The 16585-nt window shown below is 74.1% G+C and carries 15 protein-coding genes and 3 pseudogenes; 11 read left to right on the top strand and 7 right to left on the bottom strand.

What is annotated here, in order from left to right:
• Nucleotides 1-89 precede the first annotated feature (89 nt).
• The 6 genes and pseudogenes from xylB (at nucleotide 90) to ACFW6P_RS13150 (ending at nucleotide 6078) form a co-directional block, all read left to right on the top strand.
• Nucleotides 90-1535 (top strand): xylulokinase, encoded by a 1446-nt coding sequence (xylB, locus tag ACFW6P_RS13175; RefSeq protein WP_386357576.1) that lies wholly within the window; start codon nucleotides 90-92, stop codon nucleotides 1533-1535.
• Nucleotides 1536-1550: 15 nt separating this feature from the next.
• On the top strand, nucleotides 1551-2759 hold the full coding sequence (locus ACFW6P_RS13170) for an ROK family protein (protein ID WP_386357577.1): 1209 nt from the start codon (nucleotides 1551-1553) through the stop codon (nucleotides 2757-2759).
• Between the two features lie 368 nt (nucleotides 2760-3127).
• A complete protein-coding gene (locus tag ACFW6P_RS13165) occupies nucleotides 3128-3535 on the top strand; it encodes a luciferase family protein (RefSeq protein WP_386357579.1) in 408 nt (135 codons plus the stop codon).
• Nucleotides 3536-3704: 169 nt separating this feature from the next.
• Nucleotides 3705-3944 (top strand): annotated as a pseudogene (locus ACFW6P_RS13160) (class I SAM-dependent methyltransferase); the annotation flags it as partial.
• Nucleotides 3945-4093: 149 nt separating this feature from the next.
• Nucleotides 4094-4714: an NUDIX domain-containing protein gene (locus ACFW6P_RS13155; RefSeq protein ID WP_386357581.1), complete on the top strand. Its 621-nt coding sequence runs from the start codon at nucleotides 4094-4096 to the stop codon at nucleotides 4712-4714.
• Between the two features lie 125 nt (nucleotides 4715-4839).
• Nucleotides 4840-6078 carry a phosphodiester glycosidase family protein gene (locus tag ACFW6P_RS13150; RefSeq protein WP_386357583.1) on the top strand — a complete coding sequence of 413 codons (1239 nt, stop codon included), beginning with the start codon at nucleotides 4840-4842 and terminating at the stop codon, nucleotides 6076-6078.
• Nucleotides 6079-6080: 2 nt separating this feature from the next.
• Here ACFW6P_RS13150 and ACFW6P_RS13145 read toward each other — a convergent pair whose 3' ends face one another.
• The 6 genes and pseudogenes from ACFW6P_RS13145 to ACFW6P_RS13120 all read right to left on the bottom strand — a co-directional run bounded on the left by ACFW6P_RS13145 (nucleotide 6081) and on the right by ACFW6P_RS13120 (nucleotide 11372).
• Complete coding sequence (locus ACFW6P_RS13145; protein WP_386357585.1) at nucleotides 6081-6275, bottom strand: hypothetical protein; 195 nt, start codon at nucleotides 6273-6275, stop codon at nucleotides 6081-6083.
• Between the two features lie 135 nt (nucleotides 6276-6410).
• A pseudogene (locus tag ACFW6P_RS13140) lies at nucleotides 6411-7272 on the bottom strand (phosphatidylinositol-specific phospholipase C/glycerophosphodiester phosphodiesterase family protein); the annotation flags it as partial.
• Nucleotides 7273-7455: 183 nt separating this feature from the next.
• Nucleotides 7456-8538 carry an acyl-CoA dehydrogenase family protein gene (locus ACFW6P_RS13135; RefSeq protein ID WP_386357587.1) on the bottom strand — a complete coding sequence of 361 codons (1083 nt, stop codon included), beginning with the start codon at nucleotides 8536-8538 and terminating at the stop codon, nucleotides 7456-7458.
• Nucleotides 8535-9716 (bottom strand): acyl-CoA dehydrogenase family protein, encoded by a 1182-nt coding sequence (locus ACFW6P_RS13130; protein WP_386357588.1) that lies wholly within the window; start codon nucleotides 9714-9716, stop codon nucleotides 8535-8537. Before ACFW6P_RS13130 ends, ACFW6P_RS13135 begins: the two co-directional genes overlap by 4 nt.
• The gene (locus ACFW6P_RS13125; RefSeq protein WP_386357590.1) at nucleotides 9713-10678 is read right to left on the bottom strand and encodes an NADPH:quinone oxidoreductase family protein; all 966 of its coding nucleotides are present in this window, start codon (nucleotides 10676-10678) and stop codon (nucleotides 9713-9715) included. The genes ACFW6P_RS13130 and ACFW6P_RS13125 overlap by 4 nt, the downstream gene beginning before the upstream one ends.
• Before the next feature lie 121 nt (nucleotides 10679-10799).
• Entirely contained in the window at nucleotides 10800-11372 is a 573-nt protein-coding gene (locus tag ACFW6P_RS13120; RefSeq protein WP_386357592.1) for a helix-turn-helix domain-containing protein, read from the bottom strand.
• A gap of 77 nt (nucleotides 11373-11449) precedes the next feature.
• Here ACFW6P_RS13120 and ACFW6P_RS13115 point away from each other — a divergent pair.
• The 5 genes and pseudogenes from ACFW6P_RS13115 to ACFW6P_RS13095 form a co-directional block, all read left to right on the top strand.
• A pseudogene (locus ACFW6P_RS13115) lies at nucleotides 11450-11863 on the top strand (FAD-dependent oxidoreductase); the annotation flags it as partial.
• A gap of 78 nt (nucleotides 11864-11941) precedes the next feature.
• On the top strand, nucleotides 11942-13480 hold the full coding sequence (locus ACFW6P_RS13110) for an ATP-dependent DNA ligase (RefSeq protein ID WP_386357667.1): 1539 nt from the start codon (nucleotides 11942-11944) through the stop codon (nucleotides 13478-13480).
• Nucleotides 13477-13935, top strand: coding sequence for an NUDIX domain-containing protein (locus ACFW6P_RS13105; RefSeq protein ID WP_386423660.1), 459 nt, complete (start codon nucleotides 13477-13479; stop codon nucleotides 13933-13935). Before ACFW6P_RS13110 ends, ACFW6P_RS13105 begins: the two co-directional genes overlap by 4 nt.
• 75 nt (nucleotides 13936-14010) lie before the next feature.
• The gene (locus tag ACFW6P_RS13100) at nucleotides 14011-15396 is read left to right on the top strand and encodes an NADP-dependent succinic semialdehyde dehydrogenase (RefSeq protein WP_386357596.1); all 1386 of its coding nucleotides are present in this window, start codon (nucleotides 14011-14013) and stop codon (nucleotides 15394-15396) included.
• A 25-nt stretch (nucleotides 15397-15421) separates the two neighbouring features.
• Complete coding sequence (locus tag ACFW6P_RS13095; RefSeq protein ID WP_386357598.1) at nucleotides 15422-15658, top strand: DUF6213 family protein; 237 nt, start codon at nucleotides 15422-15424, stop codon at nucleotides 15656-15658.
• A 45-nt stretch (nucleotides 15659-15703) separates the two neighbouring features.
• Here the strand turns inward: ACFW6P_RS13095 and ACFW6P_RS13090 are convergent, their stop codons facing one another.
• On the bottom strand, nucleotides 15704-16360 hold the full coding sequence (locus ACFW6P_RS13090) for a transcriptional regulator (RefSeq protein ID WP_386423658.1): 657 nt from the start codon (nucleotides 16358-16360) through the stop codon (nucleotides 15704-15706).
• Nucleotides 16361-16585 lie beyond the last annotated feature (225 nt).

Genomic DNA, 16585 nt, shown 5'->3' with positions numbered 1-16585 from the left:
TTTACAAATTAGTATGCGGGCACCTCTCCGGGAAGAGACCAGGTGCCTCCGAACGGAGACACCAGCCGCGCGCAGTAGGGAGAAGCCCGATGTCAGCAGTCGAGGGTCCGCTCGTCGTCGGCGTGGACTCGTCCACCCAGTCGACCAAGGCGCTGGTGGTCGACGCGTCCACCGGCCGGGTGGTCGCGAGCGGCCAGGCGCCGCACACGGTCTCCTCGGGGGCCGGGCGCGAGAGCGATCCGCGCCGGTGGTGGGACGCGCTGTGCGAGGCCCTGCACCAGTGCGGGGACGCGGCGCACGAGGCCGCCGCGGTCTCGGTCGGCGGTCAGCAGCACGGCCTGGTGACGCTGGACGGCCGGGGCGAGCCGGTGCGCCCGGCCCTGCTGTGGAACGACGTGCGCTCGGCCCCGCAGGCGCGCCGTCTGACGGAGGACCTGGGCGGCGCGACCTTCTGGGCCGAGCGCACCGGAAGCGTCCCCACCGCCTCCTTCACCGTCACCAAGTGGGCCTGGCTGGCCGAGCACGAGCCGGACGCCGTTCGCGCCACGAAGGCGGTGCGCCTCCCCCACGACTACCTGACCGAGCGGCTCACCGGGCAGGGCGCCACCGACCGCGGCGACGTCTCCGGCACCGGCTGGTGGGCGTCAGGCACCGAGGCCTACGACGAGGAGATCCTGGCGAACGTCGGGCTCGACCCCGCCCTGCTGCCGCGGGTGGTGCGGCCCGGCGAGGTGGCGGGCACGGTGCGCGACAGCCACGACCTGCCGTTCTCCAAGGGCACCCTGGTGGCGCCGGGCACCGGGGACAACGCCGCCGCGGCGCTGGGGCTCGGGGTGCGTCCGGGCGCGCCGGTGATGAGCCTCGGCACCTCGGGCACGGTGTACGCGGTCTCGCGGAGCCGGCCCGCCGATCCGAGCGGCACGGTGGCCGGTTTCGCCGACGCCCGCGGCGACTGGCTGCCCCTCGCGTGCACCCTGAACTGCACGCTCGCCGTCGACCGGGTCGCGACGCTGCTCGGCCTGGACCGCGAGGCGGTCGAGCAGGGCACGGCGGTCACGCTGCTGCCCTACCTGGACGGCGAGCGCACCCCGAACCTGCCCCACGCCTCCGGCCTGCTGCACGGCCTGCGCCACGACACCACCGCCGGACAGCTCCTCCAGGCCGCCTACGACGGTGCCGTGCACTCCCTGCTCGGCGCGCTGGACCTGGTCCTGGACGAGGACGCCGACCGCTCCGCTCCCCTGCTGCTGATCGGCGGCGGCGCCCGGGGCAGGGCCTGGCAGGAGACCGTGCGGCGGCTGTCGGGGCGCCCGGTGCAGGTGCCCGAGGCCAGGGAGCTGGTCGCGCTGGGCGCAGCCGCGCAGGCGGCCGGGCTGCTGACCGGGGAGGATCCGGCGGCGGTCGCACGCCGCTGGGGCACGGCCGCAGGGGCGGTGCTCGACGCGGTGGAGCGGGACGAGGAGACGCTGGCCAGGATCGCCGGGGTACTCTCCGACGCGGCTCCGCTGCTGGAGCGGCCCGCGAACACCGACTGAGGACTGGCGTCTGGCATGACCGCACCGCTGCACGAGGCCCGTCCCGCCGGGCCGGGACGCGCGCTGCCCGACACCCAGCAGGGCATGCGCCGCCGCAATCTCGCCCGCGTCCTGCACACGGTCCGCACCGAGGGGCCGCTGTCGCGGGCCGCCGTCGCCTCACGGATCGGCCTGACCCGGGCGGCGGTGTCGACGCTCGTCGACGAGCTGATCCGCGCCGGACTGCTGGAGGAGCTGGGGCCGGAGCGGCCCGGCCGGGTGGGCCGCCCGGGCTCCGCGCTCGCGGTGAGCGGGCACGGCCCGGCCGGGATCGGCGCGGAGGTCGGAGTCGACCACCTCGCGGTCTGCGCGGTCGACCTGCGCGGCACGACCCGGGCGCGGGCGGTGCGGCAGGGCGCGAACCGCGGCCGCTCCCCCGGGCCCGTCATGGCCGAGCTGACCGAGCTGATCCGTCAGGTCGTCGCCGAGGCGCAGGGCGAGGGCCTGTGGCCCGCCGGTCTGGCCCTGGCCGTACCGGGGCTGGTGGCGCGCGACGCCCGCACCGTCGTCCGCGCGCCGAACCTCGACTGGCACGACACGGACCTCGGCGCGCTGCTGCCGCCGGACCTTGCGCTGACCGTGGACAACGAGGCCAACTTCGGGGCTCTCGCCGAGCTCTGGCTCGGTGACGGCACCCCGCGCGACTTCCTGCACGTGTCGGCGGAGATCGGCATCGGTGGGGCGGTCGTGGTGGACGGTGGGCTGCTGCGCGGGACGCGGGGCTTCGCGGGCGAGCTGGGGCACGTGCCGGTCAGCGCCGACGGGCCGGAGTGCGCCTGCGGCGGGCGGGGCTGCCTGGAGCAGTACGCCGGTGAGGAGGCCGTGCTGCGTGCGGCAGGCCTGGAGCCGGACGAGGACCGCGTCGGGCTCCTCGCGGGACGCGCCGCGGAGGGCGACGAGGACGTCCGCCGCGCCCTGCGCGAGGCGGGCGCCGCACTCGGCGTCGCCCTGACCGGCGCGGTCAACCTCCTCGACCCGGAAAGCGTGGTGCTGGGCGGGGAACTGTCCGCTCTCGCACCCTGGCTGCTGCCCTCCCTCCAGGACGAGTTGGCGCGGCGTACGGCGGGTCCGGCCTGCCCCGTGACCGTGTCCCGGCTGGGGCCGCAGGGGCCGCTGCTGGGGGCCGCGCACTCGGTGGTGCGCGCGGTGCTGGACGACCCGGCGGCCGTCGCAGAACGGACCTGACGAAGGCGCGCCGCCGACGGACGGAGCACCGCAGGAAACCGTCGCTCACCCGTCCGGGTGAGCGAGTTGTCCACATCTACGGGGCCGTCCACGGAAACCGGGCACCTCCTTCGCACCGACCGGCAGGCGTCGTACGTTGATCAGGCGGTTCCGGGCCGGTCCCCCGGACTTCGTGCCCGACGCCGACGCTCGTCGCAATCCCGGTTCCGGTGTGCGCGCATCCGACATCGCGTGGCACGCGGCGCTCTCTCGGACCCGTCCACAACCACGCCTGAAATGGGATCTCATGAGCACCTTCACACCTCACGTACCGGTTACGAATCGCTCAACCTCTGGTTGCGGACCGGTAAGCAGGCGACGATGGGAGCATGAGTCTGGCCCAGCGCGCCATGGAGCGCCTGCAGGCCTGGCCCGATCTGAATGCGGGCCCGGCCAGTTGCGGTACCGGACGGGCGCTTCGTTCCGTCCGCGACGAGATCGTCCACTTCCACTCCTCACGCGACGTCGACCTCCACCTCACCAGCCGGGCCATCCAGCGCTTCCACTACGACCTCGCCGGTTCGAGCGCCCTCCGCCTGGTCCCCGGATCCGGCTGGGTGACGGTCCACCTCGACTGCGAGGCGGACATAGACCTGCTGCTGAGCCTGGTGAGCATCGCCCTGAAGTCCCACCAGGCACGGCCCGCGGGCCACGCGTCACGGCAGGGCGCGGAGGCGGCCGGGTGCAACTTCCACCGCGTCACGGTGCTTCCGCGCGACGCGGCGGCGGGCGGCTGAGCGTTGACGACCCGGGAACCCGAGGCCGTCGACGCCGAGGCCTGGCGTACGTACGGCGCACACCATCTCCGGCGCGGCACACCGCTGCCCGAAGCAGCGCGCATCGACTGGGCGTTCGAGGGGGGCGGGGCCCGGGATCGAGGCGCTGGGGGAGCCGGCGGGCCGGCGGGTGCTGGACCTCGGCTGCGGTCCGGCGCGCCATGCGGCGTACCTGGTGCGGGCACACGGGGCGGTGATGGACGCCGTCGACGCCTCGCCGGAGCAGCTGGAGCGGGCGCGTGCCCGTCACGGCGACCTCCCCGGGCTGCGGCTGGTCCTGGCCGACGCGGTCGAGCACCTGCACCGGTCCGAGCCGTACGACGTCGTCTACTTTGTCAACGCCGTGCCGTACATCGACCCGCACCGGTTGCTGCCCGCCCTGGCCGGGGCGCTCGCCCCCGGCGGCAGGCTGCTGTTCGCCGTGCTGCACACCAACGCGCGGGGGGAGGGGCCCTCGGAGCGGGTCGCGCCCGGCCCGAGATCCTGCGGCTGGCGGACGGCTGCGACGTCACCGTCCACATGTGGGTGCTCACCACCCCGCTGTGGACGGCCCTGCTCACCGAGTACGGGCTGCGCGTGGAGCAGGTCGACGTGCTCGACGCGCCGCAGGACGGCAACCACGCGTCCTACCGGCTCTTCCGGGTGACCCGGCCCGTCCGGGTCACCTCCCGTCCGCGGGTCGGCAAGCCGTCGGCGGCCCATGCGGCGCTCGGCGCGGGCGCCATCGTTCACGGGCCGCGCGGACTGCTGCTGGGCCGGCACCGGCGCGGCACGTGGGAGCTGCCCGGCGGGACGGTGGAGCCCGGGGAGTCGCTGCAGGAGACGGTCGTGCGCGAACTGGCCGAGGAGACGGGGCTCCGGGCCCGGCCGGAGGACGTCCGGCTGCTCGGGACGCTCCTGGACGATGCGGGCGGTGTCGTCCGGATGACGGTGGCGGCCCGGGTCACCGCCTGGCGGGGTGAGCCGTCGGACCAGCCCGGGGAGAGTGTGGGCCGCTGGCGCTGGTTCGTCCTGGACAGGCTGCCGGAGCAGTTGTTCGTGTGCAGCGCCCAGGCCCTCACCGCGTGGCGGCCCGACCTGTCGATCGACCACGTGCCCGCGCACTTCACGCCGTACGGCACCGGAAAGGGTGACGGCTGAAGCACCCGGAGGGGTGGGTTTTCCAGCCGTTCCCGCGTGGTCGTCGCTGAGCCATCCCGCCGGCTCTCCTCGTCTGCTGCACTGCCTCTGACGGTCCGACGGTTGACGAGGCATCAGGGGGCACGGTGGCGGGTCGCGGCAGACGGCACAGAGCGGGCAGAGCGGTACTGGCGTTCCTCACGGCCTTCGGCGCGCTCGCCGGGGCGTCCCTGGCGGAGGCGGCTCCTGCCACGGCGTCCCACAAGCGCGTGCGGGTCGCGCCGGGCGTCACGTACGAGGAGTTCGACATCCAGGCGGTCCAAGGGGTGGCGCACGCGCATGTCCTGAGGGTCGACCTGGGCAACCCCCGGGTGCGGGTGGAGCTCCTCCACCCGGGGGCGGTGGCCTCGCGCGCGCAGGTCTCCCGGATGGCCGACGCCCAGGGCGCGGTCGCCGGGGTCAACGGCGACTTCTTCAACATCACCGAGACGCAGCATCCGGGGGTGGAGGCGACCGGTGCGAGCGTCGGCCCGGCGATCGCCGCCGGGCAGGCCCTGAAGGCGGCCGTGCCGGACGGCCAGCGCTTCGGTCCGGCGCTGCCGCCGGGCACGACCACCGAGGAGGTGTTCGGCGTCGGCACCGACGGACGGGCACGCCTGGACCGGCTGGCTCTCGACGGTTCCGTCCGCACCGCCGAGGCCGAACTGCCGCTCGGGGGGTTCAACCAGTACGCCCTGCCGGTGGGTTCGGTCGGCGCGTTCACCTCCGCGTGGGGCAGTGCCTCGCGGGTGCGCGCCACCTGCGGCACGGACACGGACCGGGGAGCGCCGTGCAGCACGGACACCTACGAGGTGACGGTCCGCGACGGCAAGGTCGTCTCGGCCGCCGACACGCCCGGCAGCGGCCCCATCGCCGCGGGCACGACCGTGCTGGTCGGCCGGGAGGCGGGCGCCCAGCAGCTGCGGAAGTTCGCCACCGGTGAGGCGGTCGAGGTCGAGCACCGTCTGGTCGCGGCGACGAGCGGCGTCGCCTACCGCCTCGCCCTCGGCGGGTACCCGGTCCTCAGGGGCGGCAGTCCGCTGCCGGGTCTGGACGACACGGCGTCGGCGGTCCGCACGGCCGCGGGGATCGCCGACGAAGGCCGGCGCGTGGTGCTGCTGGCTCTGGACGGCGCCGCCGCCTACCGCGGCGGCCTGACGATCGCCGAAGTGGCCGCCACCATGCGCGAGCTGGGCTCGGTCGACGCCTTCAGCCTGGACGGCGGCGGCTCGTCGACGCTGGTCGCCCGCAAGGCCGGCGCGCGTGCCGTCTCCGTGCGCAACCATCCCAGCGGCGGTGCCGAGCGCGCCGTCCCGAACGGCATCGGTGTGTTCTCGGCACCGTGACCTCAGGGCCGCAGACTGCTGACGATGTCCGCCGTGGCCACGATGCCGCTCTGGATGGTGGGCGCGATGCTCGTGCTGGCCAGGTAGAAGCCGAGCAGCAGGCAGACCAGTGCGTGCGAGACCTTCAGGCCGCCGTTGCGCAGGAAGATCACCGCCAGGATGAAGAGCAGCAGCACCACTGAGATGGAAATGGCCATCGTCGACTCCTCCGCCACGCCGCCTTGTCCGGTTCACGGCGTTCGGCCGCAAGTGTGGCGTAGCGGAGGGTTCGCCCGGGCGGATGACCTGTCCGCCGAACGTGTGGTGTCCCGCGGGAGGGGCGGCCACCCGGCTCGCCGGACGTCGGGGAACGCCTCGAGTCCGGCGAGGTCGTCGGTGTTGAGGTGGTCGACGTCCGCGGCGAGGAGTTCGCCCCAGAGCGCGTCACGGGCGGGCACGGGCAGGTCCGGGGTCGCCCAGAACCGGACGTGCTGTCCCCGCCGGTGCGCGGACCGGACGTTGCCGCGCAGCTTCTCGCGTCCGGCGTCCGGGAAGGGGCCGGTGCCCCGCCAAGCGAAGTGGGGCGTCCAGTTGTCGCTGATCAGGGGGATGAGGGAGGCCGGTGTCCGGCTGCCGAGGTCGGCGAGCCGACCGTCGTAGAAGGCACGGCGGACGGTCTGGGCCTCCATCGGGGCGCGGGCTGCGCGGTCGCCGGAGACCACGACGGTGACGGGGCCGCGGTGGACGCGGCCGTGCGCGTACGTCGTGAACAGGTGCCGGTGGCGCCGCAGAAGGCGGTCGAGCGCGAGGTAGGTGGAGGTGCCTCGGTCTTGAGGTCGACGAGGAGGTGCAGCGATCCGCGGTATCCCCCGTACACGCGCCCTCGGTTGGCGCGGACGCGGTCGGCGAGCGGAGCGAGGTAGAGGGACTCGAGGGTGCGGGACGGGTCGAGGTCCCTGGGGTCGTGGGCGACGAGGAGCCGTCGCCCACGAGGTGGACGTCGGCCTCGACGCTGCCGAAGCGGTGGGCGAGGGCGCAGAGCAGAGGACGCGGATGTTCATAGTCGTGGTGGGCGTGGGCCTGCCACAACGGGACCGGCCGTGCTGTCGTTGGCCGGTCAGGGCGTCGGCAGCGGGCAGGGCGGCCGTGCCGGCCCGGGCGCGCGGGGGCCGCGCCGAGGGTGGTGAGGGCTCTGCGACGGGTGGTGAGGGCCATGCTCTGCCTCCCTGGGAGTGCCGTGCGGGAACCCTGCGAGTATGGGGTTCCGCAAGCTCCAAGGGGCAGACGCCTACGTGGAGTTGACCGGGCGCCGCAGCGTCCGGGGGGAAGCCCGCCCCGGATGGGGCGGGCTTCTGCGTCGCAGTGCGCGGGCCCTTCCGGACGCCGGCTCGGTGGGCGTCAGGGAGCCTGGAGATCCACCAGTGCGGCCAGCGCCGCCCGGTGGGCGCCGGCCGTGCCGTAGGCGATCGAGTCGGCCTTCGCCCTCTTCAGGTAGAGGTGCGCCGGATGTTCCCACGTCATGCCGATGCCGCCGTGCAGTTGCACGGCCTCCTCGGCGGCGTGGACGGCCACCGGCGCGGCGAAGGCCTGGGCGACGGCCACGGCCACCTCGGCGTCCTGGCCGCTGGAGAGGGCGTCGGCGGCGTTGCGGGCGGCGGCGCGGAGGTTGACGACCTCCAGCCACAGCTGGGCGAGGCGGTGCTTGAGCGCCTGGAAGCCGCCGACGGGCCGGTTGAACTGCTTGCGTTCCCTCAGGTAGCGGACGGTCTCCGCCAGCGTCCAGTCGGCGAGACCCAGCTGCTCCGAGGGGAGCAGCCCGGCCCCGGCGCGCAGGCCCCGGCGGACGGCGGGTCCGGCGTCGCCCAGCCGCCGGCCCTCGGCTCCGTCGAGGGTGACGGTGGCGAGCGGCCGGGTCAGGTCCAGGGACGTCTGCCCCGTGACGGTCACGGCGGCGGCGTCGACGGCGTACAGGCCGCCGTCGTCGGCCGGGACCAGCAGCACGTCCGCGACGGCCGCGTCGGCGACGCCGGTCAGTTCGCCGCGCAGCAGGCCGCTGTCGTGCCGGACGGTGGCGTACGGGGCGCCCGGTGCGCTGTGCAGGCCGACGGCGAGGGCGGCGATCGTCGTACCGGACGCCAGATCGCGCAGCAGGCCGTCGGCGCCGCAGGCCAGCAGCGCCTCGGTGGCGACGACCGCGCTCGTCAGGTACGGCACGGGGGCGACGGCGCGGCCGAGTTCCTCCAGGACGACGGCGGCTTCGCGGTGCGAGGCGCCCTGGCCGTCCAGTTCCTCGGGCACCAGCAGGCCGGCCAGACCCATGCCGTCGGTGAGAGCCTTCCACAGGGCCAGGTGGTGCGGGGTGTCCGACTCGGTGCGGGCGATGACGCCGGGGGCGTCGCAGTGGTCGGCGAGCAGGTCGCGGACGGCAGCGCGGAGCGCCTCTTCCTCCTCCGAGTACAGCAGGTCGGGCTGTGCGCTCATCGGGCCAGGTCCTTCCAGGCGACGTCCTTGTCGGTGCGCGGCTCGGCGGGCAGGCCCAGGACGCGCTCGGCGACGATGTTCAGCAGGACCTCGCTGGTCCCGCCCTCGATGCTGTTGCCCTTGGAGCGCAGGTAGCGGTAGCCGGCCTCACGTCCGGTGAAGTCGACCAGCTCCGGGCGCCGCATGGTCCAGTCGTCGTACAACAGGCCCTCCGCGCCGAGGAGTTCCACCTCCAGGCCGCTGATCTCCTGGTTGAGACGGGCGAAGGCGAGCTTCATGCCGGCGCCCTCGGGGCCGGGGTGGCCGGCGACGAGTTGCTGGCGCAGCCGCTCGGCGGCGAGGCGGGAGACCTCGGCGTCCACCCACAGCTTCAGCAGCCGCTGGTGCAGGTCGTGGGTGCGCAGCTCGGGCCGCTCGCGCCAGGTCCGGGAGACCGGGCCGATCATGCCGCCCTCACGGGGCAGCCGCATCCCGCCGATGGCTACGCGCTCGTTGTTCAGCGTGGTCTGCGCGACCTTCCAGCCATCGCCGACCTCGCCGAGGCGCCGCGTGTCGGGGACGCGGACGCCGGTGAGGAACACCTCGTTGAACTCAGCCTCGCCGGTGATCTGCCGCAGCGGCCGCACCTCGACACCCGGGTCGGTCATGTCGCACACGAAGTAGGTGATGCCCCGGTGCTTGGGCACGTCAGGGTCGGTGCGCGCGATGAGGATGGCCCAGCGCGCCACGTGGGCGCTGGACGTCCAGACCTTCTGCCCGTTGACCACCCAGTCGTCGCCCTCGCGTACCGCGCGGGTGCCGAGCGCGGCCAGGTCGGATCCGGCCCCCGGCTCGCTGAACAGCTGGCACCAGACCTCCTCGCCCGTCCACAGCGGCCGGAGGTAGCGGCGCTTCTGCTCCTCGGTGCCGTACTGGAGGATCGTCGGCGCGGCCATGCCGAGGCCGATGCCGATGCGCCGCGGGTCGTTGTCGGGCGCCCCGGCCGCCTCCAGCTCGGCGTCCACGACGGCTTGGAGGGAGCGGGGCGCGCCGAGCCCACCGAGGCCTTCCGGGTAGTGCACCCAGGCCAGCCCGGCGTCGAAGCGGGCCCGGAGGAAGTCCAGGCGGTCGGTGGAGGCCGGCGGGTGGGCGGCGAGCAACGCGCGGGTGCGGCGGCGCAGTTCGTCGACGTCGGTCATGCTGACTCCTCCAGGACGACCGCGACGCGGCCGGTGGTCAGGCCGTCCGCCACCTTCTGCACGGCGGCGGCCGCGCCGACGAGCGGGACGCGCTCGCTCACCAGCGGCTTGATCGCGCCCTGCGCGGCCAGCCCGGTGAGCTGCTCGTGGCAGTGCTGGACGAGCTTGGGGTTCTTGGTGTTGTACAGGCCCCAGTGCAGGCCGAGGATCGAGTAGTTCTTCACCAGGGCGTGGTTCAGGCCGGGGCTGGGGATCGTGCCGCCGGCGAAGCCGACGACGACGATCCGCCCCTCGAAGGCCACGACCTTGGTGGACTGGGTGTAGGCCTCGCCGCCGACCGGGTCGTAGATCACGTCGGCGCCCCGGCCGCCGGTGGCCTCCTTCACTGCTGCGACGACGTCGTCGGCGCGCCGGTCGACGACGACGTCGCAGCCCAGCCCGCGGGCGACGGCAGCCTTGGCGGAGCCGCCGACGACACCGATGACGGTGGCTCCGGCGGCCTTTCCGAGCTGCACGGCAGCGCTGCCGACCCCTCCTGCGGCAGCGTGGACGAGCAGGGTCTCGCCGGCACGCAGACCGGCTCTGCGGTGCAGGCCGAACCAGCCGGTCTGGTAGCCGATGTGCAGGGCGGCGGCCTCCGCGTCGTCGAGGGCGTCCGGCGCGGGGAGCAGGGCGGCTGCGTCCGCGACGGTGTACTCGGCGAAGCCGCCGTGGGGCAGCACCGGGTTGGCGATCACCCGGCGGCCGTCCTCGGTCTCGCCGCAGATCTCCACGCCCGGGGTGAACGGCAGTGGCGGCCTGATCTGGTACTGGCCGCGGCACAGCAGGGCGTCGGGGAAGTTGACGTTCGCGGCGCGCACCTTCAGCAGGACCTGGCCGTCGCCGGGCGTGGGCGGTTGCGCGTCCTCGAGCCGCATCACCTCGCTCGGCTCGCCGTTCTCGTGCACGTGCCATGCCTGCATGCGGTGCCTCCACGGGGGACTGCTTCGTCTGACCGGGGTCGGTTCGCATACTAAGCGGTCGCTTGCCTCCCAGGGAACACCCACCGGCGTAAAGGTCCCGGGCCGTCCCGTATCGCGTGCGTCACGGGCGTTTCGGCCGCGCCCGCACATGCATCCGCTCCCCCTGCGGCCCGAACAGGCTGAGGAACTCCACGGGCCCCTCCCCCGTCGACCCGAACCAGTGCGGCACCCGGGTGTCGAACTCGGCCGCCTCGCCCGCCTTGAGCACCACGTCGTGCTCTCCCAGCACCAGGCGCAGCTTCCCGGAGAGCACGTACAGCCACTCGTACCCCTCGTGCGTCCGCGGCTCCGGCTCCGGCTTCCGCCGGGGTTCCAGCACCTTGTAGGCCTGGAGGCCGCCGGGCTGACGGGTGAGCGGCCAGTGGGTACGGCCTCCCGTCACGACGGGCTTCGACCGCACCCGCGGATCGGCGACGGGCGGGGTCCCGACCAGTTCGTCCAGGGCCACCCGGTGGGCGCGCGCGATGGGCAGGAGCAGTTCCAGACTGGGTTTACGCAGGCCGGACTCCAGCCGGGAGAGCGTGCTGACGGAGATGCCGGTGGTCTCGGAGAGCTCCGCCAGGGTCACCTCCCTGTCCTTGCGTATCTGCCGCAGCCGGGGGCCCACGCCCGCGAGCACTTCGTCCGTCGTCATGTCCGTATTGCAGGTTCGGCAAAGCCGTTTGTCAATCCCGCGGTCCGGGGCGACGCTCGGCAGCGGAGGTGGTCACCATGACCGAGGAGTACGCGGTGGTCGTCGTCGGCGGGGGTGCCGCGGGGCTGTCCGCCGCACTGGTGCTGGGACGGGCCCGGCACCGCACGCTGGTGGTCGACGCGGGCGAGCCGCGCAACGCGCCCGCCGCGCACATGCGGGGCTACCTGTCGCGGGACGGGATGCCGCCCGCCGAGTTCCTGGCGGCGGGCCGGGAGGAGATCGCGCGCTACGGCGTGGAGCTGGCGCGCGAGCGGGTGGTGGAGGTGGGCAAGGGCGAGCACTTCACCGTGGTGCTGTCCGGCGGCCGGACGGTGCGGGCGCGGCGGCTGGTCGTCGCGACGGGCCTTAAGGACGAGCTGCCGACGGTCCCCGGGGTCGCGGAGCGGTTCGGACGGGACGTGCTGCACTGCCCGTTCTGCCACGGCTGGGAGGTGCGCGACCAGCCGTTCGGAGTGCTGGCGACGAGCCCGGCGAGCGTGCACCAGGCTCTGATGGTGCACCATGACTGCATGCTTCTGCACCGGCTGGCCCGAGTGTCCCAGGAGGTCGCCGCCACCTCGGCGCGGTCCCGGAAGACGGCCCTGCTCGCGGAGCTCTTCCGCGACGCCGAGGCGGAGGACGTGCCGATCGTCATCCCGTATCTGGCGGGACGGCTGCCTCAGGGCCGCATCGGCGTCGGCTGGAAGGTGCTCGGCCGTCCGGTCGCCCCGGCCGCCGAGCCGGGGCTGACCGTCCGGGAGGTGGACGCCCGGCTGTCGGAGCTGGCGGAGGTGTCCGGCCCAGGATCCCAGGCCGAGCGCACCCGGCTCGTGGGCGCACTGATGGGCGCGGCCACCGAGGAGGAGCAGCGGTTCCTGCTGGGACTGCTCACCGGCGAGGTCCGGCAGGGCGCGCTGGACGCGGTCGCGGTCGAGGGGCTGGCCCAGGCGACCGGGGCGCCCCCGGCCGGCGTGCGGCGGGCCGTGATGCTGTCGGGCTCCCTCCAGGCTGTCGCCGAGGCCCTGCTCGCGGACGGCCCGCCCGCGCTGGAGAGGTTCCGCCTCACGGTCGGCCGCCCTGTCTGGCCGATGCTGGCGCACAGCGCCTCCTCGCTGGCCGAGGCGGTGCAGAAGCTCGGTGCCTGCGCGGTCGAGGAGAAGCTCGACGGCATCCGCGTCCAGGTGCACCGCGACGGCCGCAGCGTGCGCCTCTACACCCGCACCCTCGACGACATCACCGACCGCCTGCCCGAAGTGACGGCCGCGGCGCTGGAGTTGCGGGGTGAGCGGTTCATCCTGGACGGCGAGGTGATCTCCTTCGACGAGGGCGGGCGTCCCCGCTCGTTCCAGGAGACCGCGGGTCGTGTCGGCTCCCGCACGGACGTCGCGACGGCCGCCCGCGCGATCCCGGTCTCCCCCGTCTTCTTCGACGCGCTGTCCGTCGACGGCCGTGACCTGCTCGACCTGCCGTTCACCGAGCGGCACACCGAGCTGGCCCGCCTGGTCCCCGAGCCGTTGCGGGTGCGGCGCGCGCTGGTGTCGGGGCCGCAGGACGAGACCACGGCGGACGAGTTCCTCGCCGAGACGCTCAAGCGCGGCCATGAGGGCGTCGTCGCCAAGGCACTGGACGCCCCCTACAGCGCGGGCCGGCGCGGAGCGGCCTGGCTGAAGGTCAAGCCCGTCCACACACTCGACCTGGTCGTCCTGGCCGCCGAGTGGGGCCACGGCCGCCGCACCGGCAAGCTGTCCAACCTCCACCTCGCCGCCCGCACCTCCGACGGCGGCCTCGCGATGCTCGGCAAGACCTTCAAGGGCATGACCGACGCGATGCTCGCCTGGCAGACCGAACGGCTGCGGCAGCTCGCCGTCGACGACGACGGCCACGTCGTGACCGTACGCCCGGAACTGGTCGTCGAGATCGCCTACGACGGTCTGCAGCGCTCCACCCGCTACCCGGCAGGCGTCACGCTCCGCTTCGCCCGCGTGCTCCGCTACCGGGAGGACAAGAGCCCCGAGGACGCCGACACGGTGGAGACGCTGCTCGCGGCGCACCCGGAGGTGAGGCCGTGAGGCGCAGCGCCGGCCTGCTGCTGCACCGTCCCGCGGGCGACGGCCGCGAGGTCCTGCTCGGTCACATGGGCGGCCCCTTCTTCGCCCGGCGCGACGCCGGCGCGTGGACCGTCCCCAAGGGCGAGTACGAGAGCGGTGAGTCCGCCTGGGCGGCCGCGCGCCGCGAGTTCGAGGAGGAACTGGGTCTGCCCCCGCCCGACGGCGAGGCCGTCGCCCTGGGCGAGGTCAAGCAGAGCGGCGGCAAGCTCGTCACCGTCTGGGCGATCGAGGCTGACCTCGACCCGACGACGATCGCGCCCGGCACGTTCCGGATGGAGTGGCCGCCGCGCTCGGGCCGGTTCGCTGAGTTCCCCGAGCTGGACCGCGTGGCGTGGTTCGGCCTCGACCGGGCCCGCGAACTGATCGTCAAGGCCCAGGCGGCGTTTCTGGACCGGCTGACGGAGCACTCGCCCTGAGGAGACGCTCCCGCGTTGCGGTCCCCTCCGCCGCGCGGGAAGGTCGAGACACAGCTGCACCGAGGGAGGTCGGCCATGCCCATCGCGACGGTGAACCCGGCGGACGGCGAGACGCTCAAGACGTACGAGGCCATGGGCGAGGAGGAGATCGAGCGCCGCCTGCAGCTCGCCGAGGCCACGTTCCGCACGTACCGGACGACGAGCTTCGACGAGCGCGCCCGGCTGATGCACCGGGCCGCCGGCCTCCTCGACGAGGACCAGCAGGACATCGCCCGGGTGATGACCACCGAGATGGGCAAGCCGATCCGGCAGGCCAGGGCCGAGGCCGCGAAGTGCGCGAAGGCGATGCGCTGGTACGCGGACCACGCCGAGGATCTGCTCGCCGACGAGGAGCCCGCCGGATCCGACGTCAAGGACTCGGGCGCCTCACGCGCGCTCGTGCGCTACCGGCCGCTCGGCCCGGTGCTGGCGGTGATGCCGTGGAACTTCCCGCTGTGGCAGGTGGTCCGGTTCGCCGCGCCCGCGCTGATGGCGGGGAACGTGGGTCTGCTCAAGCACGCCTCGAACGTCCCGCAGACCGCGCTGTACCTGGAGGATCTCTTCCACCGGGCGGGCTTCACCGAGGGCTGCTTCCAGACCCTGCTGGTCGGCTCCGCCGCGATCGACGGCATCCTGCGCGACGAGCGGGTCAAGGCCGCCACCCTCACCGGCAGCGAGCCGGCCGGGCGCGCGGTGGCCTCCACCGCCGGCGAGATGATCAAGAAGACGGTGCTGGAGCTGGGCGGCAGCGACCCGTTCGTCGTCATGCCCTCCGCGGACCTCGACCGGGCCGCGCAGGTCGCGGTGACCGCGCGCGTGCAGAACACCGGGCAGTCCTGCATCGCCGCGAAGCGGTTCATCGTGCACCGGGACGTCTACGACGCCTTCGCCGAGCGCTTCGCCGAGGGCATGAAGGCGCTGAAGGTCGGCGATCCCCTGTCCGACGACACCGAGGTCGGGCCGCTCTCCAGCGAGCAGGGCCTGCGGGATCTGGAGGAGCTGGTCGACGACGCGGTGCGCAGCGGGGCCGAGGTGCTGTGCGGCGGCCGGCGGCCGGACGGACCCGGCTGGTACTACGCGCCGACGATCCTCGCGGGCATCACCCGGGAGATGCGGATCCACCGGGAGGAGGCCTTCGGGCCGGTCGCCACGCTGTACCGGGCGGCGGACCTTGACGAGGCCGTGCTCATCGCGAACGACACCCCGTTCGGCCTGAGTTCGAACGTGTGGACCCTCGACGACGCGGAGGTGGACCGGTTCGTACGGGACCTGGAGGCCGGGGGTGTGTTCTTCAACGGCATGACGGCCTCGCACCCGGCGTTCCCGTTCGGCGGGGTGAAGCGGTCCGGATACGGGCGTGAGCTGTCCGGGCACGGAATCCGCGAGTTCTGCAACATCACCACCGTTTGGCACGGTGCGTGAGGGTGGCGGGGCTACGATCGCGTCCGTGAACCGCGAAGTGACTCTGCCCCTGATCGTCGACGACCGCGGGACCCTGCAGGTGTCCGCGGCCGATGTCAGCAAGTTGTTGCGGACGGTGGGGGGCCGGTGGGTCCGGCTCGTCGAGGACGGGGAGTCGGGGCTGGACGAGGACACGGTCGCGGCGCTGACCATCGAGCTGGCGAAGCTGGCCGACCGCATCGATGTGGCCTGCATCGCGCACAGCAGCGGGACGGCGACCTAGCCGCGGCGGGTGCGCGGGGGCCGGCCGCCCGCGCACCCGCGCACCTTAGGGGGTCTCGCTCAGGGCGGTCCAGAACATCGCCTCGTAGGTCTGCAGGAGGCGGCCGTACGTGTGTGCTCGCCGCTCGTCCAGACGCCCGGCGTCCAGGGCCGCCCCCACCGCCGCCGTCGCCAGCCGGGCCAGGTCGGGTGACGGCTCCGCGAAGAAGTCGAAGAAGCCGCAGGCCTCGTCGGTGTAGCCGTAGTGCTCCCGCAGGGCGTTGGCGATGGTCGCGCAGCAGCCGCCCCACGCCGAGAAGTTGGCCGTGAGGGCCAGGACCACGTCCGGGGGTGCGGCGTTCAGGGCCAGCCAGGCCACGTACGCGGGGTACGCCTGGCAGCCGGGAAGCGGCTCGTGCGTCTCCTCCCGCACGTCGCACGCCCGCGCGAAGGCGACCAGGCGCTCACCCGCCAGCGCCTCGCCCTGCGCGAGGGCCGTGAAGAAGGCCGCGGCCTGCGGGTCGGTCGTCCCGGAGCGCGCCGCCAGGTGCTCGAACGCGCGGCGGTCCGCCGGGATCACCCAGGTCTGTTCCAGGGCGAGGGCGGCGAGGGCGGAGCGGGGGGACGTGCCGTCGGCGATGCGGGGGACCAGAGGGTTGGAGCGGGGGTCCGGGGCGAGCTTCTCGGTGGTCGTCCTCACCAGGTCGCGGGCCGGGTGCGTCATCGCGTCCTCCGTCGTGGGGGTGTGACGACGAGCCTGGCACGGCTCGCCCCCATGCGGAGCGGTCCGACCCGATGTCGGCGTGCCCGCGGGAGGCTGCCCGTGCCCGGCCGCCCGGCTGCCAGGGCTGCTCTGCGAGCGGACGGCACCGGCGAGGACGTCACCCCCTTCCGGCTCGGTGGCGCCGTCGCTGGGGCACGTGCCGCCTGGAGGGGCGCCGGCGGCGGC

Origin of the sequence: Streptomyces sp. NPDC058741 (genome assembly GCF_042746715.1) — a bacterium.
GTDB lineage: Bacteria > Actinomycetota > Actinomycetes > Streptomycetales > Streptomycetaceae > Streptomyces.
The sequence above is the reverse complement of the archived record's forward strand: the minus strand, read 5'-3'. Positions and strand labels throughout refer to the sequence as shown.